At 70.5% G+C, this 25,645-nt stretch carries 24 protein-coding genes; 11 read left to right on the top strand and 13 right to left on the bottom strand.

What is annotated here, in order from left to right:
• Positions 1-8: 8 nt before the first annotated feature.
• Positions 9-629, top strand: coding sequence for an isochorismatase family protein (locus FCN22_RS13550; RefSeq protein WP_137122105.1), 621 nt, complete (start codon positions 9-11; stop codon positions 627-629).
• Here FCN22_RS13550 and FCN22_RS13545 read toward each other — a convergent pair.
• The 3 genes from FCN22_RS13545 to FCN22_RS13535 all read right to left on the bottom strand — a co-directional run bounded on the left by FCN22_RS13545 (position 626) and on the right by FCN22_RS13535 (position 5,934).
• A complete protein-coding gene (locus FCN22_RS13545; RefSeq protein WP_137122093.1) occupies positions 626-2,581 on the bottom strand; it encodes an acyltransferase family protein in 1,956 nt (651 codons plus the stop codon). The two genes, FCN22_RS13550 and FCN22_RS13545, sit on opposite strands and share 4 nt — an antisense overlap.
• Before the next feature lie 99 nt (positions 2,582-2,680).
• A complete protein-coding gene (locus tag FCN22_RS13540) occupies positions 2,681-4,561 on the bottom strand; it encodes a bifunctional metallophosphatase/5'-nucleotidase (RefSeq protein ID WP_137122092.1) in 1,881 nt (626 codons plus the stop codon).
• An 83-nt stretch (positions 4,562-4,644) separates the two neighbouring features.
• Positions 4,645-5,934, bottom strand: a complete 1,290-nt coding sequence (locus FCN22_RS13535) for a homogentisate 1,2-dioxygenase (protein WP_137122091.1) — start codon at positions 5,932-5,934, stop codon at positions 4,645-4,647.
• A gap of 88 nt (positions 5,935-6,022) precedes the next feature.
• Here FCN22_RS13535 and FCN22_RS13530 point away from each other — a divergent pair, with 88 nt between their 5' ends.
• The 3 genes from FCN22_RS13530 (at position 6,023) to FCN22_RS13520 (ending at position 9,043) form a co-directional block, all read left to right on the top strand.
• Positions 6,023-6,886: a hypothetical protein gene (locus tag FCN22_RS13530; protein WP_137122090.1), complete on the top strand. Its 864-nt coding sequence runs from the start codon at positions 6,023-6,025 to the stop codon at positions 6,884-6,886.
• A gap of 30 nt (positions 6,887-6,916) precedes the next feature.
• Positions 6,917-8,155: a fumarylacetoacetase gene (gene fahA / locus FCN22_RS13525; RefSeq protein WP_202911572.1), complete on the top strand. Its 1,239-nt coding sequence runs from the start codon at positions 6,917-6,919 to the stop codon at positions 8,153-8,155.
• 300 nt (positions 8,156-8,455) lie between these two features.
• Complete coding sequence (locus FCN22_RS13520) at positions 8,456-9,043, top strand: biotin transporter BioY (RefSeq protein ID WP_202911570.1); 588 nt, start codon at positions 8,456-8,458, stop codon at positions 9,041-9,043.
• 51 nt (positions 9,044-9,094) lie between these two features.
• Here FCN22_RS13520 and FCN22_RS13515 read toward each other — a convergent pair whose 3' ends face one another.
• Complete coding sequence (locus tag FCN22_RS13515) at positions 9,095-10,006, bottom strand: RDD family protein (protein ID WP_137122104.1); 912 nt, start codon at positions 10,004-10,006, stop codon at positions 9,095-9,097.
• A gap of 113 nt (positions 10,007-10,119) precedes the next feature.
• Between FCN22_RS13515 and FCN22_RS13510 the strand changes: the two genes are divergently transcribed.
• Positions 10,120-11,073 (top strand): LLM class flavin-dependent oxidoreductase, encoded by a 954-nt coding sequence (locus FCN22_RS13510; protein WP_137122087.1) that lies wholly within the window; start codon positions 10,120-10,122, stop codon positions 11,071-11,073.
• Positions 11,074-11,136: 63 nt separating this feature from the next.
• On the opposite strand, the gene hppD is transcribed toward FCN22_RS13510, so the two are convergent.
• On the bottom strand, positions 11,137-12,342 hold the full coding sequence (gene hppD / locus FCN22_RS13505) for a 4-hydroxyphenylpyruvate dioxygenase (RefSeq protein WP_137122086.1): 1,206 nt from the start codon (positions 12,340-12,342) through the stop codon (positions 11,137-11,139).
• A gap of 108 nt (positions 12,343-12,450) precedes the next feature.
• Between hppD and FCN22_RS13500 the strand changes: the two genes are divergently transcribed.
• Positions 12,451-12,993 carry an Lrp/AsnC family transcriptional regulator gene (locus tag FCN22_RS13500; RefSeq protein ID WP_137122103.1) on the top strand — a complete coding sequence of 181 codons (543 nt, stop codon included), beginning with the start codon at positions 12,451-12,453 and terminating at the stop codon, positions 12,991-12,993.
• A 29-nt stretch (positions 12,994-13,022) separates the two neighbouring features.
• On the opposite strand, the gene FCN22_RS13495 is transcribed toward FCN22_RS13500, so the two are convergent.
• The gene (locus FCN22_RS13495) at positions 13,023-13,685 is read right to left on the bottom strand and encodes an IclR family transcriptional regulator (protein WP_137122085.1); all 663 of its coding nucleotides are present in this window, start codon (positions 13,683-13,685) and stop codon (positions 13,023-13,025) included.
• A 96-nt stretch (positions 13,686-13,781) separates the two neighbouring features.
• Here FCN22_RS13495 and FCN22_RS13490 point away from each other — a divergent pair, with 96 nt between their 5' ends.
• The 5 genes from FCN22_RS13490 to FCN22_RS13470 all read left to right on the top strand — a co-directional run bounded on the left by FCN22_RS13490 (position 13,782) and on the right by FCN22_RS13470 (position 17,385).
• Positions 13,782-14,882 carry a P1 family peptidase gene (locus FCN22_RS13490; RefSeq protein WP_137122084.1) on the top strand — a complete coding sequence of 367 codons (1,101 nt, stop codon included), beginning with the start codon at positions 13,782-13,784 and terminating at the stop codon, positions 14,880-14,882.
• 42 nt (positions 14,883-14,924) lie between these two features.
• The gene (locus FCN22_RS13485; RefSeq protein ID WP_137122083.1) at positions 14,925-16,190 is read left to right on the top strand and encodes an RNA polymerase sigma factor; all 1,266 of its coding nucleotides are present in this window, start codon (positions 14,925-14,927) and stop codon (positions 16,188-16,190) included.
• 72 nt (positions 16,191-16,262) lie between these two features.
• Positions 16,263-16,616, top strand: a complete 354-nt coding sequence (locus tag FCN22_RS13480; RefSeq protein WP_137122082.1) for a VOC family protein — start codon at positions 16,263-16,265, stop codon at positions 16,614-16,616.
• Between the two features lie 39 nt (positions 16,617-16,655).
• Positions 16,656-17,042, top strand: coding sequence for a YciI family protein (locus FCN22_RS13475; protein ID WP_137122081.1), 387 nt, complete (start codon positions 16,656-16,658; stop codon positions 17,040-17,042).
• On the top strand, positions 17,032-17,385 hold the full coding sequence (locus tag FCN22_RS13470; protein WP_162308205.1) for a YciI family protein: 354 nt from the start codon (positions 17,032-17,034) through the stop codon (positions 17,383-17,385). Before FCN22_RS13475 ends, FCN22_RS13470 begins: the two co-directional genes overlap by 11 nt.
• A gap of 79 nt (positions 17,386-17,464) precedes the next feature.
• Here FCN22_RS13470 and FCN22_RS13465 read toward each other — a convergent pair whose 3' ends face one another.
• From FCN22_RS13465 to FCN22_RS13435, 7 genes are all read right to left on the bottom strand, one after another.
• A complete protein-coding gene (locus tag FCN22_RS13465; protein WP_137122079.1) occupies positions 17,465-19,216 on the bottom strand; it encodes a DEAD/DEAH box helicase in 1,752 nt (583 codons plus the stop codon).
• Between the two features lie 338 nt (positions 19,217-19,554).
• Entirely contained in the window at positions 19,555-19,812 is a 258-nt protein-coding gene (locus FCN22_RS13460; protein ID WP_373681317.1) for a DUF3039 domain-containing protein, read from the bottom strand.
• Between the two features lie 117 nt (positions 19,813-19,929).
• Entirely contained in the window at positions 19,930-20,490 is a 561-nt protein-coding gene (locus FCN22_RS13455) for a YqgE/AlgH family protein (RefSeq protein WP_137122077.1), read from the bottom strand.
• Between the two features lie 224 nt (positions 20,491-20,714).
• Complete coding sequence (locus FCN22_RS13450; RefSeq protein WP_137122076.1) at positions 20,715-22,529, bottom strand: DEAD/DEAH box helicase; 1,815 nt, start codon at positions 22,527-22,529, stop codon at positions 20,715-20,717.
• Between the two features lie 205 nt (positions 22,530-22,734).
• Positions 22,735-23,127: a VanZ family protein gene (locus FCN22_RS13445; protein WP_137122075.1), complete on the bottom strand. Its 393-nt coding sequence runs from the start codon at positions 23,125-23,127 to the stop codon at positions 22,735-22,737.
• Complete coding sequence (locus FCN22_RS13440) at positions 23,124-24,563, bottom strand: NAD-dependent malic enzyme (protein WP_373681315.1); 1,440 nt, start codon at positions 24,561-24,563, stop codon at positions 23,124-23,126. The genes FCN22_RS13445 and FCN22_RS13440 overlap by 4 nt, the downstream gene beginning before the upstream one ends.
• 84 nt (positions 24,564-24,647) lie before the next feature.
• Entirely contained in the window at positions 24,648-25,640 is a 993-nt protein-coding gene (locus FCN22_RS13435) for a ribose-phosphate diphosphokinase (RefSeq protein ID WP_137122073.1), read from the bottom strand.
• Positions 25,641-25,645: the final 5 nt, after the last annotated feature.

The raw sequence follows: 25,645 nt of genomic DNA, 5'->3' as shown, positions 1-25,645 counted from the left end.
ACGACGGCATGGCCAAGGGTGCGCCCCGGGCCCTGATCCTCGTCGACGTCCAGAACGACTTCTGCGAGGGCGGGTCGATGGGCGTCACCGGGGGCGCCTCGGTCGCCACCGCGATCAGCAAGTATGTCGTGGCGCACGGCCCCGACTACGCCGCCGTCGTCGCCACGGCCGACTGGCACGAGGACCCGGGTGCCCACTGGTCGGACTCACCCGACTTCGTCGACTCGTGGCCGGTGCACTGCAGGATCGGCACCGACGGCGCCTTGTTCCATCCTCATGCCGAGACCGCCCTCGAGCACGTCGAGGCGATCTTCCGCAAGGGCGTCCACGAAGCGGCCTACAGCGGGTTCGAGGGCAGCACACCGGAGTCCGACAAACAGGTGGCGCTCGCCGACTGGCTACGTGACCGCGCGATCGAGGCGGTCGACGTGGTCGGCATCGCCACCGACCACTGCGTGAGGGCCACGGCGCTCGACGCGATCGACGAGGGTTTCCAGACCCGGGTGCTACTCGACCTGACCGCCGGTGTGGCGGCGGCGACGACCGAGAAGGCGCTGGCCCAGTTGCGTGATGCCGGTGCCGAGCTGGTCGGCTCCCCGGTGCTCGCACCCGCTGGGCCCCCCACCTAGGAGTCGAGGACTGCTGCTCGGACCATCCGCGTGTAGGCAGTCACACCCGTGGAGCTCAGGTGGATGCCGTCGCCCACGAAATATTCCGGGTGGTCGGTCGACACGTCGTACCAGTCCGCGAGCCGCACGTTGCGGAAGCCGGCCGCCGCGGCCCGGATGACGCCGAGGTTGTGCTGCTCCCAGGGACGAGGCACGCGCGGCACGACAAGCACCACCGTCCGCTTGCCCGCCAGGGCCGCGAGGGCGTCCTGCAACTGGTCGGGTGACACCACGCCGTTGTCCCCGGTGTGCAGCAGCACGACGTCGCCGGGCACCTGCCCGACCCGGGCCGCGGATGTCAGGGCCGGCAGGAGGTCCCAAGCCTGCTCGCCGACCGTCGCGTGGTTGATCACGGCGCCGAAGTCCTGCGCCATCCGGCCTTCGGCGCCAAGGGCGACCGAGTCCGCATAGACGGCAACGGTCAGATGGGCAGTGGACCCGGCCGATGGGGCGGCGCCCGCCGGCGAGATGGTGACCGACGTGGAGGTCACCGCCGTGGGGGTCGTCGGCAGGCGGCGCATCGTCCGTCGCGGTTGGCTGACCGGCGCCGTGGTTGCCGGGCCGGACGACTCGGAGGACGTGCCCGCGGTGGTCGGGGGCGTGGCCCGGTGGTGCACGACGGTGTCACCGGGCCGGACCATCGCGGCGGCGGTGATCGTCGGATCGATCGGCGGCGGGGTCACCGCCTCGAAGGCGACCAGCCCGACGACGACGGCGGTGACCGACGCGAGCACCGGGCTGAGGCGCGCCGAGACCAGGCGCCGCCACCCCTCCCGCCAACCGAGCCGGCGCACCGGTTGCTCGACGAAGCGGTAGCTGGTCTCGGTCAGCACCACCGTGAGGGCAAACCGCAGCAGCAGGAGACGCCAGCCGTCCAGGTCCACGTCCAGCCCGGGGCGGGTGAAGCAGACGACCGGCCAGTGCCACAGGTAGAGGCCGTAGGACCGCTGCCCGACCACCCGGAGTGGCGCCCAGCCGAGCACGGTCGCCGCCAGCCCTGGCCGCGTGGCCACCGCCACCACGACCGCAGTGACCAGCGCGACTGCAGCGAACCCGAATCGGTAGAGCGGCGTGGAGAACTCGTCCACAGACGCGAAGGTCCAGCCAATCGCGGCCAGCCCGCCGGCCCCCACCAATGTGGTGCGCAGACGCGCAGGCGGCAGGTCGGGTAGCGCCGGCCCGAATCCGGCGCCGGACCGCCACAGCGCGAGCACCGCTCCGACGAGCAGGCCCATCGAGTGCGAGTCGGTGCCGAAGTACCAGCGCGACGGGTCGCCTGCCCCGGGCACGTGGTCCATCGCGCTACCGCGCCACATCGCGTATGCCGAGCCCGCCGCCAGAAGGGCCGCGACCACCAGCAGCGCCCGACGGCGGACCGCGACCGACCGGCATACGAGCAGCACCGTGACGATGACCAGCGGCCAGACGAGGTAGAACTGCTCCTCGACCGCCAGCGACCACAGGTGCTGCAGGACCGGCGGCCGGCCGGTTGCCTCGAAGTAGGAGCGCTGGTGGACGATGTACCACCAGTTCGAGGTGTAGGTCCCCGCCGCCGCCAGATCTCCGAGGTAGGCACGCAGCTGGTCGCGCCCGGCCGTGACCATGGCCGCCGTGGTGACGGCGAGCAGGAACAGCACTGCGGGGAAGAGCCGCCGGATCCTTGCCGCCCAGAACCTTCCCGGTTCGACGCAGCCACCGGACCAGCGCGCCCACAGCTGGCCGGTGATGAGGTAGCCAGACAGGACGAAGAAGACGTCGACACCGAGGAAGCCGCCCGGGACCTGCAGCACTCCGAAGTGGTAGAGCATCACCCCGAGGACAGCAACGGCCCGCAGGCCGTCGAGGCCGGGGAAGTAGGTCTGCCTGCCCGGCCCCGCGAGCGCGGGATCGCACGACCGCCCCGAGTGGTCCACCGACCCGCCTCCTTCCTCCCTGCGTCTGGTCAGACGTCGGGTGGGGACGGTGCGTTGGGTCGGTGGACCTCGGGGGGAGTTTGCGATCAGGTCACGGCGTCAGTGGCGGCCGCCGTCACCGTCGTCCTGCACGACGACCTCGCCGCCGTCAGCGACCAGCTTCCAGTCCTGCACGAAGAAGTCGCTCGGGTCGATGACCTGGTTGGCGGCGACCCAGTCGATGAGCAGCTGGCGGATCTCCACCTGGGCGTTGTAGACCACCGGTGCGGTCGTGACGCCCGGGAACCCACCACCGCCGGACTGCCGGTAGTTGTTGATCGCCACGACGAACTTCTGGTCTGCTGCGACCGGTGTGCCGGCATACGCCAGGTTCTTGATCCGAGAACCGACGGCCTGGGCGATGTCGATGTCGTAGGACAGCGAGGTCGCTGCGGCGACGCCGCCCATGATGTCGTAGTTGTAGTCTGGGGTGCCGGTTGGCGCCTCGGGGGTGACGGCGTTGGTGATGCTGTCGGCCGCGTACGTGCCCGGGCCGGGGACCTGCTTGAAGTACCGCGCGGAGAACTCGAGGTAGGCCTTGACCTCGGCGCCGGTGAGCACGATGCCGAGCAGGGTGTTGTCGTAGATGTAGAGCCCGGCCACGTCGCGGACCGTGACGTCACCGGCAGGGATGCTCGCATCTCGGTTGAAGGGTGCGGCGATGGACAGCATCGGGTAGCCCGCCTCGGGCTGGCCCGCGATGGCCTGGGCCACCGCCTGCGCCTGCACGTGGTTGATGAAGTCCATCGCGGCGGTGTCCTCGTAGCGCGAGGTCCCCGCCGACATCGCCGCCAGGCAGGTGCCGATCACCGAGTTGACGTATCCCCGCACGTCCTTCTGGTCACCGCGCAGCATGTCGGCGATCGCCGGGTCCTCGGGCACGGTGTTGGCGTTGAGCAGGTGCGAGTGGGCGGAGGCGACCTGCCACTGCCCGCGGACCTTCTTCAGGTCGAGGTCCATCACGGTCAGGCGCATCCCCCACTTGAGCGGCTCGGACAACAGCACCTGCTTGCCCGTCTGCTCGTTGGTGACGAACCGCTCGGCGATCTCGACGTGCGCGTGGCCGACGAGGATCGCGTCGATGTCCGGGACCCCTTTCGCCAGAAGCGTGCTGGCGTTCTCGGGGTAGGGCAGCGCGTCGCCGTAGGAGCTCGACGTGTCGGCGCCGGAGTGGCAGGAGACGATCACGATGTCGGCGCCGGCCGCCTTCATCTGCGGCACGAAGCGGGCCGCCTGCTCGACGATCCCCTCGAAGCGGACCTTGCCCTCGACGTTGTGTTTGTCCCAGATCGCGACTCCAGGGGTGACCAGGCCGAGGATGCCGACCCGGATCGGTTTGTCGTTCCCGGGCCTGACGGTCCGGATGATGTAGGGCTCGAAGACCGGTTCGCCGGTGTTCCAGTCGACGGCGTTGGCGCCGAGCAGCGGGAAGTCGAGCTGGCCCTCGAAGGTGCGCAGCGTGTCCATGCCGTAGTTGAACTCATGGTTGCCCAGGGCCGCGGCGTCGTAACCGATCTGGTTCATGGCCAAGGCCATCGGGTGCTTCGCGCCACCGGTGATCGGGTCGATCTTGGCGTAGTAGTACGCGAGCGGAGTGCCCTGGATGGTGTCACCGGCGTCGAGCATCAGGCAGTTGCGCTCGCCGCGCTCCTTGCGCATCGCCGAGACGAGCGTGCTGATCTTGGCTAGGCCCACGTCGTTGTGGGTGCTGTCGTCGTATTCGGCGTCCTTGAAGTAGTCCCAGTTGTAGACGTTGCCATGGCTGTCCGTCGTTCCCAGCACGGTCAGCCGATAGGTGTGCCCGCCCGCCGGTGGAGCGGCGTCGCTGCGCGTTGCGGCGCCGACCGTCATACCGGCGGCGCCGACGACGGCCATCGCCAGCAGCTTCCGGCGAGACGTCTGGGTGTCGAGGAGACGGGTGTGCCATCGGGCGTCGACCATCGAGGAACTCCTGGGGTGTGGAGGAAGGCGGGGTTCGGCAGTATCGCAGTCCGCCGCCCGCACGGGAAGGGGTTACGCGGCAGTCAGCTGGTGGTGAAGACCTCGCCCTTGCCGCCGTCCGTGCCACCACCGCCCCGCTTGCCCCCGACCCACGACCAGGCGTACTTGCCGTCGTCCACCGCACGGCCGGCCTCACCGAGTTCGAGCGGCCGGAAGGTGTCGATCATGACGGCGAGCTCGTCGAAGTAGTGCACGCCGATCGAGTTCTCGTAGGCCCCGGGCTGCGGGCCGTGGGCGTGACCGCCCGGGTGGACCGAGATCGAGCCCTTGCCGATGCCGGAGCCCTTGCGCGCCTCGTAGTCGCCGTCGACGTAGAACATGATCTCGTCGCTGTCCACGTTGGAGTGGTAGTAGGGCACCGGGATCGACAGCTCGTGGTAGTCCACCTTGCGCGGCACGAAGTTGCAGATGACGAAGCCCGAGCCCTCGAAGACCTGGTGCACCGGCGGGGGCTGGTGCACCTTGCCGGTGATCGGCATGTAGTCGGCCACGTTGAACGCGTAGGGGTAGAGGCACCCGTCCCAGCCCACGACGTCGAGCGGGTGGAACGGGTAGGTGTAGACCGTGCCGACCAGGCCGCCGGTGGAGTCGGGTCCGCTCCCCCGGTGCTTGATGAAGACCTCGGTCGGCTCCTCCGGCTTCGCGCCGATGTCCTCTGCCAGCAGCGGACCCTGCGGCGGACGCAGGTCACGCTCGCAGTATGGCGCGTGCTCCAGCAGCTGCCCGTAGCGCGACAGGTAGCGCTTCGGCGGGGCGATGTGCGAGTTGCCCTCGATGCAGTAGGCGCGCAACGGCTCGGCATACCCCTGGTCGCCCTGGGTGACCGGGAGCCAGCGGTGCGTGGTGGCGCGTGGGATGACCAGGTAGTCACCCTCGGCGACGTCGAACGCGCCGAACACCGTCTCGACTCGTGCCGCGCCGCGCTCGACGTAGACGCACTCGTCGCCGATCCCGTTGCGGTACCACGGGCTCGGGGCGTCGGCGACGGCATACGAGATCCGCACGTCACCGTTGCCGAGCACGAGGCGGCGGCCGGTCACCACGTCCACACCGGCGCTGGACGCCTCGAACAGGTCGTGCAGCTTGAGGTGCCGCGGCACCAGCGGGTGGTTGGGGGTCGTGTCGAGGTCACCGAGGTCCCAGGCGCGGGCGTCGCTGATCTGCGACGGGATGCCGCGGTGGTAGAGCAGCGATGAGTCGGACGAGAACCCCTCCTCCCCCATCAGCTCCTCGTAGTAGAGGCCGCCGTCGGGGTTGCGGTGCTGGGTGTGCCGCTTGCCCGGCACGCTGCCGAGGCGCTGGTAGTAGGCCATGCTCGATCCTCCTGGAACCCATCAACGAAGTGTCCGCTGAGCGGACGAAAGTGTCTCTCTACCTTCACCATCCAGTAGCCTGCGCCACATGTCAACGCGCTTTGCCGTCCGCGCGGAGAGGCCCGCCGAGCGAGACCTGTTTGCCCGGCTCGTCGACGATGCGGCCGTCTTCCCACCGGGTCTCGCGCCCCTCGACCGCGCCGTCGCCGAGCACCTCGCGCGGCAGGACCACCCGCATGCCGACCTCGTCGGCCCGCTGCTGGTGCCCGCGTCCGCCGCCGGTGACCTTGTCGAGCTGGAGCGCCCTGGCCCACTGCGTGTGGGCCTCATCGCCCGTCCCGGCACGCCGCACCAAGTGGTCGTCGACGCCCTGGCCACGTTGCAGGACGTGCGGGACCTGGAAGTCACCGGCGTCGAGATCGGCTGGTCCCCGGACTGGGAGGAGGCCCTGGCCTGGGACCTGCCCCTGTCCGTGGAGGTGCCGCGCGAGACGACTGCTCGCACCCGCGCGCTGGCGCAGCTGCGTGCGGCCCAGGGCGAGAGCGTCCGGCTGCAGGCCAAGTTCCGCACCGGCTCCACACCGCACCAGCCGGTGCCGACGGCCGAGGAGCTCGCGAGCTTCATCCGCGACTGCCTCGACCTCGACCTGAGCTTCAAGCTCACCGGCGGACTGCACCACGTCCTCGCCCACACCACCGAGGACGGCGAGGAACAGCACGGCCTGCTCGGCGTGCTGGCCGCCACCCGGTTCGCGATCGACGGCGGCGATGTCGACGAGCTGGCCTCGTTGGTCTCCTCGAGGGATCCGGCTGGTCTGCTGGACATCATCACCGGCATGAGCGATGCCGAGGCGAGCGTCGTGCGAGGGTTCTTCACGGCATACGGATGCTGTGGTGTCCTCGACCCCATCGGTGAGCTCGACGAGCTCGGTCTGCTCACCGCGACCCGCTGACCCGACGACAACGACAAGGAACCCGGTATGATGACCAGCTGGCTCGACCTGCCCGCCGACCATCCCTTCGGCATCAACACCCTGCCGTATGGCGTGTTCTCGCCCACGGGGGGCGAGCGGCGCGTCGGCGTCCGCATCGGTGATCGGGTGCTGGACGCCGGGGCAGTCGCGGCGATCGGGCGGGAGAAGGTGGGCGTCGGTGAGGGGCCGGACCTTGCTGCGGTCTGGCAGACGCCGAGCCTCAACGCCTTCCTCTCCCTCGGGCACGAGGCCTGGAGGACGGCTCGGGCCTGGCTGACCGAGATCCTGACCGACGAGGTGCACCGGGAGGCGGTCGAGCCGCACCTGCACGACCTCGCGGAGGTCACGCTGCACCTGCCGATCCAGGTCGCCGACTACGTCGACTTCTACGCCAGCGAGCAGCACGCCACCAACCTGGGCAAGGTGATGCGGCCGGGCGAGGCCCCACTCAAGCCCAACTGGAAGCACCTGCCGGTCGGCTACCACGGTCGGGCCGGCACGGTGGTCGTCAGCGGCACCGACATCGTCCGGCCGACCGGACAACGGAAGGCTCCCGCCGACGAGGCGCCGACCTTCGGCCCGAGCTCGCGGCTCGACATCGAGACCGAGCTGGGTTTCGTCGTGGGTGGCGCGACTCCGATGGGCACGCGGGTCACCGTGGACGACGCACCCGACCACCTGTTCGGCGTCACGCTGTTCAACGACTGGAGCGCACGGGACATCCAGGGGTGGGAGCAGGTGCCGCTTGGTCCCAACCTCGGCAAGTCCTTCGGTTCGTCCGCCGGCGCGTGGGTGGTGCCGATGGCGGCGCTGGAGGCCGCCCGCGTGGCCCTGCCGGTGCAGGACCCGGAGCCACTTCCCTACCTGCGTGGCGCCGACGGGCCCGGGCGGGGCATCGACCTGCGGCTGGAGGTGCGCCTCAACGAGACGGTGATCTCGCGGCCGCCCTACAACCTCATCTACTGGTCGCCCGAGCAGATGGTCGCCCACATGACCGTGAACGGCGCCAGCCTGCGCGACGGCGACCTGTTCGCCTCCGGCACGATCAGCGGCGAGAACGCCGACGAGCGCGGCTCGCTGATCGAGATGACGGTGAACGCGACCGAGCCGATCACGCTGTCGGACGGCTCGACCCGTGGGTTCCTCGAGGACGGTGACACGGTCACCATCACCGGCTGGGCCCCCGGACCTGACGGCACCCGCATCGGGCTCGGCGAGGTCACCGGCACCATCAAGCCGGCCCGCTGACGCCCGAAGCGGGAGCCTCGCCACAACGTCCTGCGTCGTGGCTGCCGGGCCGACCACTTCGCAGGACGTCCCGCCGCCGTCGCATCACCACTTGCGAGGGAGAGTTGAGGACGTGCCATCGGCGCATGAGCAGCCGCTCGGTCCACACCTGTTCGTGTCTCGAGTGCACCCCGCTAACCTAGGCCCGCCGGGGACGCCTCGCTCGACGGTTTCGGGCGACCAGCGGTTGGACGCCTGCAGACAGCGCCATCGTGCCTCGGTACGGTCAGCACACGCAGCCCAGAAAGGCGAACCATGTCGATGAACACCGCCAGCTCGAGAGTGCTGGCAGACGTCGTCCCCGGAGGAGCCGTCCGCGACGCCGCCCTCGTGACCGCCGGCGCCGGCCTGGTCGGAGTCCTGGCGCAGATCGCCATCCCACTCCCCTTCACGCCGGTGCCGCTCACCATGCAGACCTTCGGCGTGCTGCTCGTGTGTGCCAGCCTCGGCTCAGCGCGCGGTCTGATCTCGATGATGCTGTATGCCGTGATGGGCATCGCCGGTGTGCCGTGGTTCGCCGAGGGCGGGTCCGGGTTCGGCGGCGCGTCGTTCGGCTACGTCCTCGGCTTCATCCTCGCGGCTGCGGTGGTCGGGCGGCTGGCCGAGCGCGGTGCGACTCAGAGCCCGGTCCACACCGCGGGCGTGATGGTCCTGGGCAACCTGGCGATCTACGCAGTGGGCGTGCCGTGGCTGATGGCCACCGCGCACCTCGGTCTGGCGACCGCACTGACCCTCGGCGTGGTGCCCTTCCTGGTCGGCGACCTGATCAAGGTCCTGGCCTGCTCCGGCGTCTTTCCTGGCTCTTGGCACCTCGTCCGACGCCTCGGCGCTCAAGGGATGGGCCGCTGACCAGTCGGCGTTCTCGGGTCACCCCCCCCGCAGCCTTCAGCCCGGGTCGCGCTAGTGGTGACCAGCGGCTGAGCCGTCTGGCCGCGATCCGCGCCTCGGCTGGGGGCCCAGCACGACATTCGTCTTGACCAGCTTCCCGTGCAGCGCCTGCTTGTGCGGGTCCCACAGTGGCCACAGGTAGTTCACCAGCATGAACAGTGACGCGAAGATCCCGATGGTCGGCAGCATGCCCACGATCACCGGCCCCTCCTTGACCAGGTAACGCTCGATCATCGCGCGGACCGGTGGCGGTCCCGGCTGGTCCCGCAGCCGCACGCTGATGCCCACCAGCCGGCGGCCGGGCGTCGAGCCCGTCCGCGACAGGAGCAAGACCTCGTAGATTCCGTAGAGCACGAAGGAGATCGCCGAGATGATGGCGACGTAGCGAAGCACATCGCCAGGAATCGGGGGCGTCTGCGTGGAGCCGGCGCGCGCGGCCTGCAGCACGTCGTCGACCCATCTCTGCGCCGAGTCCTCGACCGGTCCGTAGGCCCAGAACGTGAAGGGGATGGTGATGAGGGCGACGATGATGCCGTCGACGATCCTCGCCACGGCCCGGCGCCACCAGCCCGAGAGCGGTTGTCCGTCCGGCGTCGTGGGACGTGCGGCGTAGAAGCCCTGCCGCCCGTACTGCGGAGCCGGCCGATAGGCGTCACCGCCCTGCCGGAAGGGTCCGCCCCCCTGCGGGTGAGATCCACCTGCCTGTTGGCCGGGAGCCGACCACGGAGACGGCCGGCCCGTTCCCCTGCTCTCCTGGGAAGCGTCCCCTGTCCCGGTCTCTGTCGGCGACGGGGAGCCGATCGACGAGCGCTCGACGTTGGGGTTGAGCTTCGGTGACGTCCGGTCGGTCCAGACGACCCCGTCCCAGTAGCGGACCTGTGTGGGGTCGTTCGGGTCGTCGTACCACCCGGAGGGTTGCGTCATGGGTTGATCCTCTCAAACGGGGTCGAATGACTGGTCGGCGACGCGACCCAGCGCCCGGGCCCTGACCGACCACGCGGGCCTCCGGCGACAGCTCCTCGGAGTAGCGTCGCACTATGCGCCTCGCGATCTCCATCCCGCAGGTCGACCAGGACCGCTTCGACGCCGATGGGCTGAAGTCCTACCTCGCTCGCTGCGAGGAGCTCGGCTTCGAGAGCGGCTGGGTGATGGAGCAGGCGATCGGGCCGACCCCGATGCTCGCGCCCCTGGAGCTGCTCGCGTATGCCGCCGCGTGCACCGAGCGTCTCAGGCTGGGCGTCGCGGTGCTGGTCACCACCCAGCACGACCCGCTCCAGCTGGCCGCGGCCATCACCACCGTGGACCGGATGAGCCACGGACGACTCGACGTCGGGGTTTCGCCCGGCGGCGGGTTCCGCAGGTTCGAGGCCTTCGGCGTCGACGGGACGTCCTTCATCTCCTGGTTCAGCGAGGGACTCGAGCTGATGAAGGCGGCGTGGTCGGACGAGCCCCGAGTCACACTTGCCGGACGCTTCCGTCAGGTGGACGACCTGCCCATCCAGCCGAAGCCGGTGCAGCGGCCGCATCCGCCGATCTGGTTCGGTGGCAGCGCTCCTCGGGCACTGGCCCGGGCCGTCAGGCTCGGCGACGCGTTCCTGGGAGCCGGATCCACGAGCACGGCCGCCTTCGCCGAGCAGGTCACCGTCCTGCGCCGCGAGCTGGCGGAGCAGGGCAAGCCCGCCGACGGATTCACGATCGGCAAGCGGGTCTACCTCGCCGTGCACGAGGACCCGGGCCGTGCCCGTGACCTGGTCATGACCGGGCTGCGCCGCATCTATGGGCGCATGAAGGGCATCGAGGAGGTGCCGGTCTTCGGCACGCCGGAGGACGTGGTGCGCGGGCTCGATGAGGTGCGCGCCGCCGGAGCCGAGCTGATCCTGCTCAACCCGGTGGGCGGCACCGTGGCCGAGAACCGCGACCAGCTGGAACGCCTGGCCGCAGGCGTTCTCCCGCACCTGACCGACGAGCAGGCATCATCTCCGCCGACGTGAGCGGTCCCGGCGCCGCGTCGGCGCCGGGACCACCCGTCATACTCCCGCGAAAAGCCTTCTGGCTCAGAGGTTGCCGCGGCTGTCCTGCTCACGCTCGATCGCCTCGAAGAGCGCCTTGAAGTTGCCCTTGCCGAACCCGAGCGAGCCGTGCCGCTCGATCAGCTCGAAGAACACCGTCGGCCGGTCCTGCACGGGGCGGGTGAAGATCTGCAGCAGGTAGCCGTCCTCGTCACGGTCGACCAGGATGCCGCGCTTCTGCAGCTCCTCGATCGGCACACGGACCTCGCCGATGCGCGCGCGCAGCTCGGGGTCCTCGTAGTAGGAGTCCGGCGTGTTGAGGAACTCGACGCCCTCCGCGCGCATCAGGTCCACGGTCCGCAGGATGTCGTTCGTCGCGAGCGCGAGGTGCTGGGCACCGGCGCCGCGGTAGAACTCGAGGTATTCGTCGATCTGGCTCTTCTTCTTGGCCGGCGCCGGCTCGTTGAGCGGGAACTTCACCCGGTGGTTGCCGTTCGCGACCACCTTGGACATCAGCGCCGAGTAGTCGGTGGCGATGTCGTCGCCGATGAACTCCGCCATGTTCACGAAGCCCATCACCTTGTTGTAGAAGGCGACCCACTCGTCCATGTGGCCGAGCTCGACGTTGCCGACGACGTGGTCGAGCGCCTGGAAGTAGCGCTTCGGCTGCCCGTCGCGCTTGACGTAACCGGACGACCGCTCGACGTAGCCGGGCAGGTAGACCCCGTCATACCGGCTGCGGTCGACGAGGGTATGACGGGTGTCGCCGTAGGCGGCGATGGCACCGATGCGGACGGTCCCGTGCTCGTCGGTGATGTCCTCGGGCTCCTGCACGACGGTCGCGCCGACCGAGCGGGCGTGCGCGATGCACTTGTCGACGTCGGGCACCTCGAGCGCGATGTCGACGACACCGTCACCGTGCGCGCGGACGTGGTCGTGCAACTGGCTGTCCGGGTCGACGCCGCCCTTGATGACGAACTTGATCGAGCCGCTCTTCAGCACGAAGGACTTGTGGTCGCGGTTGCCGGTCTCGGGGCCGCTGTAGCCGACGAGCTCCATGCCGAAGGCGGACTGGTAGTAGTGCGCGGCCTGCGTGGCATTGCCCACGACGAAGACGATGGCGTCCCAGCCGGTGACGGGGAACACGTCCTTGGTCTCGTCGTACTCCACGAGGCCCACGAGCTGCTTGAGCTGGTTCAGGTCGAGGTCGGCCTGCCGCTCCTGGTCGGTGAGGGGGATGGTGTCGGTCATGACCGCACTGTGTGCCACCGTGCCGTCGCTGCACAACTGTGCCACTCTGCTCTGGTCACGATGCGCAACCTGTTGGCACGAGACTCCTTCCTGCTGGACAATCTGTCCATGCTTGACAACGACGGACTGGACCCCCTCGACACCCGGATCATCACCGTGTTCACCGACCAGCCGGGCATCGGGGTGCTCGGGGCATCTCGAGCCCTGGGGGTGGCGCGCGGCACCGTGCAGGCCCGGCTCGACCGGCTCGAGCGGCGCGGGGTCCTCACCTCCTTCGCACCCCAGGTCGAGCCGTCGGCGATGGGCTATCCCGTGACGGCCTTCTGCACTCTGGAGATCCGGCAGAGCCGCGGCCACGACCCCGTCGTCGCGCACCTGCGGCGGATCCCGGAGGTCCTCGAGGCGCACACCATCACCGGCCAGGGCGACCTGATGATCCGCGTCGTGGCGCAGGACAACGCCCACCTGCAGCACGTCATCGACCGCGTCGTCGCCGTCGACCAGGTGGAGCGCGCCGCGACGGTCATCGCTCTCGCCACCCAGATCCCCTACCGCACCCTCCCCCTGGTCCAGCTGGCCGCACCGGCGCAGACGTGTCCAGGGGACGGCACGGATCCAGCGCAGGAGGGCGGTTCGGCGCAGCCCCACTGATCGCGGCTCGTCGCCGCCGTGGTCACCGCTCAGCGCAGGGCGCGGGCGATCCGGGCGGCTGCCGAGACCACCTGCGGCCCGAGCTTCTGCTCGTCCAGCGGCCCCATCGAGACGACCCCGACGGACGCCTCGAGCCCGGCCAGCCCGACGATGGGTGCAGCGACGCCGTGCGCCCCCGACTGCAGCTCACCGTCGGTGACCACGTATGACGTCCGCCCCACTCGGGCACCCAGGATCGCCTTGCCGGCGGCACCATGGTCGAGGGCGTGCCGGCTGCCGATGCGGTAGGCCACGTGGTAGTCGGTCCAGGTCGGTTCGACGACCGACAAGGCGAACGCGTCGCCGCCCTCGACGATGGTGAGGTGGGCGGTAGCGCCCACCGCGTCAGCAAGGGCGCGCAAAGTGGGCAACGACGCGTCCCGGAGCAGCGGCAGCACCGAGGCCGACATGCGAGTCAGCCCGAGTCCCAGACGGATCCGGCCGTCCTCGCGTCGCGTCACGAAGTCGCGCGCCTCGAGCGTGGCCACGAGCCGGTAGACGACGGGACGGCCCACACCCAGCGCCGAGGCCAGCTCGGTGACGGTCATCCCCGCACCGTGCTCGCGGTCGGCCAGCAGCTGCAGGATCGCCAGCCCGCGGTCGAGGGTCTGCGACGTCTCACCGCCGACCGGCCCAGCCCGTTTCGCGCTCACACCTCGCACCGTACCTCCCGCAGTCGGCCCTCTCCCCGCGTTGTTGCGGCACAGGGCCGTGCCCCGCACCTTCCCACCTGTGGTTGCCTTGGGGGCATGGGTCTCTCGGCGTCCGCGCACGGCTTGACGATCGGCACGTTGCCCACCGGGCCTCTCGGTTCGATCACCGACGTCCCCGGCATCCACGTCGGGCACACCACGCTCTCCGACGGCGACATCCGCAGCGGCGTCACCGCGATCGTGCCCACCCAGCTGGACGAGCGGCGGCACACGTTGCCCGCGGCCGTGGCGGTCGGCAACGGCCACGGCAAGCTGGTCGGCTCGACCCAGGTGGACGAGCTGGGCACCCTCGAGACCGCGATCCTGCTGACCAGCACCCTGTCGGTCCACCGGGTGGCCGACGCCCTGCTGACCCACGAGCTCACGAGGCCCGGGCGGGAGCAGGTCGTCACCCTCAACCCCTTGGTGGGCGAGACGAACGACGCCTACCTGTCCGACATCAGAACCCGGCCGGTGCGCGAGCGGCACGTCCTGGACGCGCTCGCGTCGGCCCGTCCAGGACCGGTCGACGAGGGCTGCGTGGGGGCCGGCACCGGCACCTGTGCGCTCGGCTTCAAGGGCGGCATCGGCACCGCCTCACGCGTCGCCCGGGAGGGTGCGCGGGGGTGGACCGTCGGAGCCCTCGTACAGTCCAACTTCGGCGGCACGCTGCGGATCGAAGGAGTTCGTATGCCGACCGCCGAGCTCCTGGAGGGCATCGCCCCGTCACCGGCCGAGACCTCGGGAGTCGCGGACGCGGAGGACCCAGCAGCGGCGGCCCAGGCGACGGAAGATCAATATCGGCAAGGGAACTCGTGCATGATAGTCGTCGCCACAGACGCACCGGTGGATGCCCGGCAGCTCGGCCGGGTCGCCCGCCGAGCGATCGTCGCGATGGATCGGGTGGGCGCCGACTTCGCGCATGGCAGTGGCGACTACGCCATCACCTTCAGCACCTCGACCGAAGCCCCTGCGATGCCGGACCCCGAGCTCAACCCGGTGTTCGCGGCAACCATGGAGGCGGTCGAGGAGGCGTTGGTCTCGTCACTCGTACACGCGGTGACCACCACCGGCTACCGCGGCCACACGGCATACGCGCTGCCCCTCGACCGGGTCCTGGAGCGGCTGAGCGCGTCCGGGCGGTTGCCCAGGGCCTGAAAAGGCCGAGCCGGCGAGCGGGAACGCTCGTACCCTGACAGGGTGACCGGGGACGGTGGTCGGGCGGCCGTCGAGCAGGTGTTCCGCACCGAACGGGTGCGGGTGCTCGCCGCGCTCGTGCGCAGCACCAACCAGCTCGACCTGGCCGAGGACGCGCTGCAGGACGCGTTCGCCACGGCGCTGCAGCGGTGGCCCCGCTCCGGCGTACCCGACGAGCCGGCCGCGTGGCTCGTCACGGTGGCGCGGCACCGGCTGCTCGACCGGCTGCGGCGGGACAAGGTGGGTGCGGAGAAGCAGGTTGCCGCGAAGGTCTTCGAGGGAGCGGGAACCGCGCCCGCGGAGCCCGACGAGCACTCCCAGCTGGGCGAGATCGGCGACGAGCGGCTCAGCCTCATCTTCACCTGCTGTCACCCTGCCCTGTCCCTTGAGGCACGAGTCGCGTTGACGCTGCAGGCCGTCGGTGGCCTGACCGCAGCACAGATCGCGCACGCCTTCCTGCTGCCGACGGCCACCATGGCCCAGCGCCTGGTGCGGGCCAAGCGGAAGATCCGCGACGCCAACATCGTCTTCACGGTGCCGGCCGACGACGCGCTCGAGCCGCGGCTGGACGCGGTCCTCGCGGTGGTCTACCTCGTCTTCAACGAGGGCTACACCTCGAGCGCGCCCGGGCCCTTCGTCCGCGCCGACCTGTGCCGCGAGGCGCTGCGGATCGGCTCGCTGCTCGCGACGCTGCTGCCGACCGAGCCAGAGGTCCTCGGGCTCGGCGCCATGATGCTGCTCCACGACGCGCGCAGGGGCACCCGGACAGACGAGGCGGGTGGGATCGTGCGGCTGGCCGACCAGGACCGGAGTCGCTGGGACGCCGGGCGGGTCGCCGAGGCGCTCCGGCTGCTCGACCGGGCGCAGCGGCTGGGCGGTGACGGGCCCTACCTGGTGCAGGCCCAGATCGCGGCGACCCACATGGCAGCCCCCTCCGCCACCGAGGTCGACTGGGAGCGCATCGCCGCTCTGTATGCCGAGTTGTCGCGGCAGTCGCCGTCTCCCGTCGTCTCGCTCAACCACGCGGTGGCCGTCGCGGAGACGGGCCGGGTCTCGGACGCGCTCGACCTGGTCGACGCGATCGGTGACCTGCGGGACTACCACCTGCTGTCGGCGACCCGCGCCGAGTTGCTCGCGCGGCTGGGACGCACGAAGGAGGCTGACACGGCATACGGCCGGGCTCTCGAGCAGGTGCGCAATCCGGCCGAGCGGGCCCACCTGCTCCGTCGACGTTCGTCCCTGGGCCAACCTGCTGACAGGAATTCGTGAGGGGTGTGTCGAGTTCGGCCCGTCCCGTTCGTCAACAGGACGTCCACAGTCCATCCTCACCAGGAGACCACCATGAGCGCTCAGCTCGTGCACTTCGAGATTCCCACGCCTGACCTGTCCAAGGCACAGGCCTTCTACACCAAGCTCTTCGACTGGCAGCTCGAGCCGTTCGGCGAGTCCTACCAGTTCATCCCCGGCCAGCCGTCCGGCGGCATCCTCGCCAGTGAGGGGGCCGCGGCCGGCGCACCACTTGCCGTCTACTTCGGTGTCGACGACATCGAGGCGGCCGTCGCGCAGGTCGAGTCACTCGGCGGCCAGGCGGAACCGGTCCGTGACATGCCCGGCATCGGCAAGGACGCGGTGTGCCAGGACGACCAGGGCACGACGTTCAGGTTGTTCCAGGCGGCGACCGGCGGCACGACCTGACGAACTCCCACCACACCAGCACGTGACGAAGGAGGAGACATGCAATACCTGATGCTGCTCTACCAGAGCGGACAGCGAGCCGACCCCGCGAGCCCGGAGAGCGAGAAGGTGCGGTCCGCCATGCGGGCCTACCTCGACGACCTGGAGCGCAAGGGCGCCCTGCGCGCGGCGGCTCCGCTGCAGCCACCCGAGACGGCGACGACCGTGCGCGAGCGCGACGGCCAGCGGCTGCTGGTCGACGGGCCCTTCATGGAGACGAAGGAGTGGCTGGCCGGCTACTTCCTCGTCGACTGCCCCGACCTGGACACCGCGCTCGCGCTCGCGGCCGAGTGCCCGGGATGCGCAGGACCGGGCGGTGTCGAGGTGCGGCCGCTGGCCACCGTGCCAGAGTCGGCGCCGGCGGGAGGTGTCGGCGGTGCGGCTTGAGCCGCTCACGCTGTCGCTGCTCCTGCTCGCCGACCCGCAGCCAGACCTGACCGGTGAAGAGAAGGCGCGCCTGCAGGACGAGCACATGGGATACCTCGCGAGCCTGTTCGACGGGGGCGAGCTCCTGGCGGCAGGTCCGGTCCAGGACGTGCCGCCGGGGCGGCTCGTGGGGTTCTCGATCTACCGGTGTCCGCCGGAGCGTGCTACCCAGCTCGGTGACCGGGACCCGGCCGTCCAGCGCGGCAAGTACGTCCACGAGGCCCACCAGTGGCTGGTGCCCGAAGGCGTGCTCGCCCCCGGTAAGGGACGGCTGCCTCGGTCGGCCACCGAGGTCGGCGTCTGATCCGGGGCAAGCCCCGCTTGTTGCTGGGAGATGGCGTCATCGGTGACGCCCTCTTCCAGCAACTTCGCGAGGAAGTGGGTCAGCGGCGGCCGACGAACCAGCGGCGGATCGCCTCGATCCGCGCACCGACCTGCTCACTGGTGGCCTGGTCGAGGGCCGGTCCGCCACAGTGCCGTCGCAGGTCGGAATGGACCACCGCGTGCGGCGCGCCGCTCTTGCGGGCGTAGGCGGAGACGAGCTTGTTGAGCTCCTTGCGCTGGGCCGCGAGCGCCCGGTGCGCCGACACCGGGGCCGAGGCCTCCTTCGCGCGGCGGCTTGGCTTCTGGCGGGCCTGCCGCTGGCGCAGCACCGTGGCGACCTGGTCGGGCTCGAGCAGACCGGGCAGGCCGAGGTATTCCTGCTCGTCGGGGCTGCCGACGTCGGCGTTGAGACCGAACTGCTGGGCGTCGAAGAGCACGTGGTCGAACTCGGCGTCGGACTCGAGCGCCTCGAACGACAACTGGTCCGCGTCGGCCTCCGTTTTGGTGGCGTTGGCGTCCGCGACCAGTCCCTCCTCGGAGGCCCACATCGACTCCTCCCCCGGCTTCTTGGGCCGGTCGAGGGCGTGGTCGCGCTCGTCCTCCAGGTGGGCGGCGTGCTCGAGGAGGGTGGCCACGCTCGGCAGGAAGACCGAGGCGGTCTCGCCCCGACGGCGAGCGCGCACGAACCGCCCCACCGCCTGGGCGAAGAACAACGGTGTGGAGGTCGAGGTGGCGTAGACGCCGACGCACAGGCGAGGGACGTCCACGCCCTCGGAGACCATCCGCACCGCCACCATCCAGCGCTGCTCGCCCTCGGCGAACTCCTCGATCCGGCGGGAGGACCCCGAGTCGTCGGACAGCACGACGGTCGGCTTCTGGCCTGTGACCGACTCGAGCACGCGGGCATACGCACGGGCATTGGTCTGGTCGGAGGCGATGACCAGGCCCCCCGCATCCGGCACGCCACGACGCACCTCGGTGAGCCGCTTGTCGGCCGCCCGCAGCACCGACGGGATCCACTCTCCGCTCGGGTCCAGAGCCGTGCGCCACGCATGGGCGGTGGCGTCCTTGGTCAGCGGCTCGCCGAGTCGCGCGGCGATCTCGTCACCGGCCCGGGTGCGCCAGCGCATGGCACCGCCGTAGGCCAGGAACAGCACTGGGCGCACCACCCCGTCGCGCAATGCTTCCGCGTAGCCGTAGGCGTAGTCGCTGGCAGAGCGGCGTATGCCGTCGCCGTCCTCCTCGTAGCGGACGAAGGGGATCGGGCTGGTGTCGGAGCGGAACGGCGTGCCGGTGAGCGCGAGCCGTCGCGTCGCGGGCTCGAAGGCTTCGCGGATGGCGTCACCCCACGACAGGTTGTCGCCGCCGTGGTGCACCTCGTCGAGGATGACCAGCGTCGGAGCGGCCTCGGTGCGCGCCCGGTGCAGCAGCGGCTTGCTCGCGACCCCCGCGTAGGTCACCGCCACCCCGTCGAACTCGGCGTTGTGGCGGCCCTGGGCGTTGGTGAACCTCGGGTCGATGCGGATGCCCACGCGTGCTGCCGCGTCGGCCCACTGGGTCTTGAGGTGGTCGGTCGGCGCGACGATGGTCACCCGGCGCACGATCCCCCGGCCGAGCAACTCGGTCGCGAGCCGCAACGCGTAGGTCGTCTTGCCCGCACCGGGTGTGGCGACGGCCAGAAAGTCCCGCGGCAACGTGTCGAGGTACTGCGCCACGGCCTCGGCCTGCCAGGCCCGCAACTTGTCCGCCGTGCCCCATGCCGCTCGCTCCGGGAAGGCTGGTGACAGGTGCGATGCGGCAGACGTACTCATGTTGCCCCGAGCCTAACGGACGGCCCACGCCGCCCCGACCGCTACCTCAGTCGTCGCCGCCGTCCAGAGCCGATGGTCCGGCTCCCGCGACGACCTCCGGGCCTCGCTGCGCTCGATCCTCAGTCGTCGCCGCCGTCCAGAGCCGATGGTCCGGCTCCCGCGACGACCTCCGGGCCTCGCTGCGCTCGATCCTCAGTCGTCGCCGCCGTCCAGAGCCGATGGTCCGGCTCCCGCGACGACCTCCGGGCCTCGCTGCGCTCGATCCTCAGTCGTCGCCGCCGTCCAGAGCCGATGGTCCGGCTCCCGCGACGACCTCCGGGCCTCGCTGCGCTCGATCCTCAGTCATCGCCGCCGTCTTGCGGAGCGCGCAGCCCGTCATAGATCTCCTTGCAGATCGGGCAGACCGGGAACTTCTGCGGATCCCGGCCCGGGACCCAGACCTTGCCGCACAGCGCCACCACCGGCTCGCCGGAGAGGGCACTCTCGAGGATCTTCTCCTTGCGCACGTAGTGCGAGAACCGCTCGTGGTCCCCGGGCTCCTGCAGCTGCTCCTCGACCTGCTCGCGTTCGAGCACCGCCGTCCTCGTGCTCGGCATGGACGGCTCCGGGTCGAGCTGCGGGGCGTGTGGGTCGTCCAGGGGCGTCTGCGAGTCAGTCATGGGCCCATTCTAGGAGAAGGGGGGCGGATGCCACCTCACGCAGCGCAGCGGCAATCAGTTCATCGAAGGGTCGTCGGGGAAGCTCGCCACCAGGGCCAGGTTGCCACGCTGGCGCTGCAGCACCTCACGCCAGAGCACCTCGGGCTGCGCGCTGAACGCGTCGCGGGCCTCGGCGTCCACGACATACCAACCGCCTTCACGCACCTCTCGCTCCAGCTGCCCCGCCGACCATCCCGAGTAGCCCGCGAAGATCCGCAGCCCCGCGATCTCCGGCACGACGACCAGCGGCGGCACGTCGAGGTCGACCAGGCCGATCCCGCCGAAGAGCAGCCGCACACCCATCGGCTCGTCCACCGACCCCGGCACGGTGACCAGGCCGAGGGCCGAGTCGAGCCCGACGGGGCCGCCCTGAAACAGGGTCGCCGGCTTGGTCACGTGCTCCTCCCACCCCGGCAGGACGGCGTCGACGGCGGCCTCGATCGGCCGGTTCAGCACCACACCGTGCGCGCCCTCCTCGTCGTGGTGCAGCACCAGGACGACGCTGCGCCGGAAGACCTCACCTCCGGTCTCCGGCGTCGCGACGAGCAGCTGCCCGGTCAGGAACGTCTGGTCCACAACGACATTGTCGCGCGCCCCGGTGTCAGCCGCCCGACAGGGAGCCAAGACCCTCAGAAATGGTTGTCAGGTCCCAGACAGCCCGCTGTCGCAGACCTCACGATCACTCCCCACGGCCATCGGAGCCTGGAGAAGCTCACCGCTCGTGGAGCGCACGACAAGGGCCGGTATGACGGGTGCTCACCACTCGTCATACCGGCCCGGTGTCGTCGATCTAGCTCTCGTCAGTCTCGCGGTGCGCGCGACCGCGCGCCACGGCCCTGCGGACGAGGTCCGCGGCCTTGCGGCCGGCCGCCGGGGCGGCCACGGTAGGGACGCTTCTCGCCCTCGAGCAGGCGGCGCACCTGCGCCGGAGGCACTGGGACACCGGTGGGCACCTGCGCCCCGGTGGCCTCCATGAGGGCAGCGTCCCCCGGGGTGACGCGGGTCGGCCGCACATCGACGCCGGCCTCGCGGGCGATCCGCTCCATGCCGCGCCGCTGGTGCGGGAGCGTCAGGGTCACCACGGTGCCCCGCTCGCCCGCCCGAGCCGTGCGGCCCGAACGGTGCAGGTAGTCCTTGTGATCGGCCGGCGGGTCGGCCTGCAGCACGACGCTGACGTCGTCGACGTGGATGCCGCGGGCGGCGACATCGGTGGCCACCAGGACCGGCAGCGTCCCGTCGCGGAAGGCACCGAGCACCCGGTTGCGCGCGCCCTGGTTGAGGCCGCCGTGGAGCGCTGCGGCGAAAACGCCCTGTTCGCGAAGCTGTTCCGCGACGCGGTCGGCGCCGAGCTTGGTGCGCACGAACACCACGGTGCGTCCCTCCCGGCTGGCGACCTGGGCCAGGAGCGTCTTCTTGTGCATGGGGTCGATCAACAGGATGTGGTGGTCCATCGTGTCGACGCTCGCGGTGGCGTCGTTCGTGGAGTGCGTGACCGGGTCGACCAGGTAGCGCCGCACGACCTCGTCCACGCCGCGGTCGAGCGTGGCGGAGAAGAGGAGGCGCTGACGGCCCGCGGGGATCAGGTCGAGGATCGTGGTGATCTCGGGCAGGAAGCCCATCTCGGCCATGTGGTCGGCCTCATCGAGGATCGCGATGTCGATCTCGGAGAGCTCGACGGCACCGCGCTCGATCAGGTCGTTCAGCCGGCCGGGGGTGGCGATGAGCAGCTCGACGCCACGGTCGAGGGCGTTCAGCTGCGGCTGGTAGGGCATGCCGCCGGCGACCAGCTTGTGCCGCACGCCCATGACGTGCACGAGGGGCTCGAGGGCGTCGCTGACCTGGATGGCGAGCTCACGCGTCGGCACCAGTACCAGCGCGCGGGGACGCCGCGGGACGGCGCGGCTGCTCGCGGCCAGGCGGGTCAGGGTCGGCAGGCCGAACGCCAGCGTCTTGCCGGAGCCGGTCTGTCCGCGACCCAGCACGTCGCGGCCCGCCAGGGCGTCCGGGATCGTCGCGTTCTGGATGGGGAACGGCGTGGTGATGCCGTCGCGGGCCAGCCGCTGCACGAGCGGCTCGGGCAGACCGAGCGCGGCGAAGCCGTTGTCGTCCGAGACCGGCACCGGCGCCCCGTCGACCACCGGCTTGGGGGCGGCGTTCTCCCACTTGCGGCCCGGGCGCTGCTCGCGCTTGCCGTAGTCGGCGTCACGCCGGAAGTCGCTGCGCGGGGCGCGGGCCGGACGCTCCTCACGTCGGTCAAAGCTACGCGGCGCACGGTCGTCACGCCGGTCGAAACTGCGCGGCGCACGGTCGTCACGCCGGTCAAAGCTGCGCGGCGCACGGTCATCACGACGCTCGTCATGCCGGAAGTCGCCGCGCGGCGCGCGAGCCGGACGCTCGTCACGACGATCGAAGCTGCGCGGGGCACGGTCGTCCCGGCGGTCGTCGCGGCGGCCAGGGCGGTCGGTGCGCTGGGGGCCGCGGGGTGGGCGGTCGTCATAGGACTTGCCTTGGCCGCGGTGCGCCTTCTTGGGCCCCGCCTTGGCCTGAGCCTTCTTGGCGGTGCTCCAGCGGGCCTTTTTGGGCGCGCCGGACTTGGGGGCGTGCTGCTTGCTCATCTGAAATTGGCTCACTTCGGTAACTCGAGGTAGGCACGCCTCGAGCTGCCGTCCGTGGCAACGAATGAGAGCGAACCTCAGGCGAGTGTGGTGCCTTCTCGCCCGGCGGACCGGGATGGACGGTTGCCATCCGGCTGCCCGGTGTCCTTGCTTGCACGTTCTCGGGACGCCTCACGCGTCCATGCACCGGGGTGCCTCCACCGTATCAGCGTCTGGTCCGCCTCCAGACCAGGAAGACGGCAAGGGCGAGCAGGACGCCTGTGAGATCTGCCACGACGTCCCACCCGCTGCCGTCGCGGTGCGCCAGCAGGCTCGCCTGGAGCAGCTCACTCACGGGTGCGTGCAACGCGAGCAGACCCACCACCCACCACCGGGAAAGACCGGTCATAAGCCCGACCAGCGTCGGTGCCGCGAAGACGGACGCGTGGATCAGCTTGTCGAGGTGCGCGAGCCCCGGACCACCGGGAGCGGTGGGCACGTAGAGCACGACGAGCTGCACCACCATCGCGAGGACGAGCAGCACGATCCAGCCGCGCCTGATCCGGGAGACGGCGGTCGGCTCGGAGACCTTCGTGGGGATGGTGGGCCGGGACGTCATACGGGCAGCTGCGCGGCCTCGGCGTCGTTGGGGGCCTTGTCGTCCCCGCGAACGGCCTTCTCGACCGCGGTGGCCACCGTCTTGGAGACGTCGGGGTGGAAGACGCTGGGAATGATGTAGGCGGGGTTGAGCTCGTCCTCGCTGACCGTCCCGGCCAGCGCCTCGGCCGCCGCCAGCAGCACCTCTTCGGTGACCTTGTTGGAGCGGGCGTCGAGCAGACCGCGGAAGACGCCGGGGAAGACCAGGACGTTGTTGATCTGGTTGGCGAAGTCGCTGCGACCGGTCGCCACGACGGTGGCGTGCTGGGCCGCCGCGGCCGGATCCACCTCCGGCTCGGGGTTGGCGAGCGCGAAGACGATGGCGTCGTCGTGCATCTTGGCGATGTCGTCGCCGTCGAGCAGGTTGGGCGCCGAGACGCCGATGAAGACGTCGGCACCCTCGATGACGTCCTTGAGCGTGCCGGTGCGGCGCTCGAGGTTGGTGGTCTCGGCGAGCCAGCGCAGGTTGTCGTCGCCGTTGCCCTTGATGTCCTCGCGGTCGGGGTGCACGACGCCGAACCGGTCGGAGACGATGATGTCCTTCGCGCCGGCGGCGATGAGCAGGCGCAGGATCGCGGTGCCGGCCGCGCCCGCCCCGCTCTGCACGAGCCGGACGTCCTCGAGCTCCTTGCCGACGACCCGCAGCGCGTTGCGCAGGGCCGCCAGCACCACGATCGCGGTGCCGTGCTGGTCGTCGTGGAAGACGGGGATGTCAAGCTCCTCCCGCAGCCGGGCCTCCACCTCGAAGCAGCGCGGGGCGGAGATGTCCTCGAGGTTGATGCCCGCGAACCCGGGGGCGATCGCCTTGACGATCATGACGATCTCGTCGACGTCGTGCGAGTCCAGGCACAGCGGGAAGGCGTCGATGTCGGCGAACCGCTTGAACAGCGCGGCCTTGCCCTCCATCACCGGCAGTGCCGCGAGCGGGCCGATGTCACCGAGCCCGAGCACGGCGGAGCCGTCGGTGACGACCGCGACGGTGTTGCGCTTGATGGTGAGCCGGCGCGCGTCCTCGGGGTTGTCGGCGATCGCCATGCAGACGCGGGCGACGCCGGGGGTGTAGACGAGCGAGAGGTCGTCGCGGTTGCGGATCGGCACCTTCGACTCGATCTTGAGCTTGCCGCCGAGGTGCACCAGGAAGGTCCGGTCGCTGACCTTGCCGATCTCGACCCCCTCGACCGTCCTCATGGCGGCCACGATCTCGGTGGCGTGGTCGGTGTCGCGGCACGAGACGGTCACGTCCACCTGCAGTCGGTCGGATCCCGAGGCGGTGATGTCGAGGCCGGTGACCAGTCCCCCGTTCTGCTCGATCGCGGTGGTGAGCTCGCTGACTGCCGTCGCGCGGGCGGGGAGCTCGAGGCGGGCGGTGATCGAGTTGGAGACAGAGGGGACGCTCATGGGCGTCATTGTCCCCGACTACCGCTCGGTATGACGGGCAGCCCCCTCGGCGCGTCCCTCACCTCCTGCGGGATGAGCCGACGGTCAGACGGCGGCGGGGGCGAAGGGCAGCTTGGGCTGGGGCGGCGCGTGGGTCGGGTCCACCCCGTCGAACAGGCTGCTGACCGACTCACCGGCATGGATCCGGGCGATCGCCTCGGCGAACAGGTCGGCGACCGAGCGCACCCGCAGCTGCGGCCAGTTGCCGGGCGCAGGGACGGTGTCGGTGGTGACGACCTCGCTGATCATGTGGTGGTCGCGCAGGCGCTCGACGGCCTTGCCGGTGAAGAGTCCGTGGGTGCATGCGACCGCGGCCTCGGTGCAACCGAAGTCGGCCAGCCGATCCAGCAGCTCGACGATCGATCCACCCGTCGCGATCTCGTCGTCGAGCACGATGGCGCGCTTGCCGGAGACATCGCCCACGATGGCGTCGACCACGACCCGGTCGTCGGCCAGCCGCTGCTTGCTGCCCGCGGCGACGGGGAGTCCGAGCAACCGGGCGAACTGGGTGGCGGTCTTGGCGTTGCCGAGGTCGGGCGAGATGACGACCGTGTTGGTGAGGTCGCGGTCCTGGAAGTGGTCGGCGAGCACGCCGATCGCGGTGAGGTGGTCGACGGGGACGGAGAAGAAGCCGTGCACCTGGGGCGCGTGCAGCGCCATGGTGAGGACCCTGTGGGCGCCGGCTGTCACCAGCATGTCGGCCACGAGGCGTCCACCCAGCGAGATGCGTGAGGCGTCCTTCTTGTCCGACCGGGCATAGGCATAGTGCGGGATGACGGCGGTGATCTGTGCGGCCGAGGCGCCCCGGGCCGCGTCGATCATCAGCAGCAGCTCCATCAGGTGCTCCTGGGTGGGCGGCACCAGGGGCTGGATCAGGTAGACGTCACGCTGGCGGCAGTTGGCGAGCAGCTGCGCCTGGAGGCAGTCGTTGCTGAACCGCTTGATGTCGATCGGCGACAACTGGGCGCCCAGGGCGTCGCAGATGCGCGCCGCCAGCTGACGATGGGCCGAACCGGAGAAGACCACGATCTCGCGCACGCCGA

This window comes from Segeticoccus rhizosphaerae (assembly GCF_005222685.1).
Classification (GTDB): domain Bacteria; phylum Actinomycetota; class Actinomycetes; order Actinomycetales; family Dermatophilaceae; genus Segeticoccus; species Segeticoccus rhizosphaerae.
The sequence above is the reverse complement of the archived record's forward strand: the minus strand, read 5'-3'. Positions and strand labels throughout refer to the sequence as shown.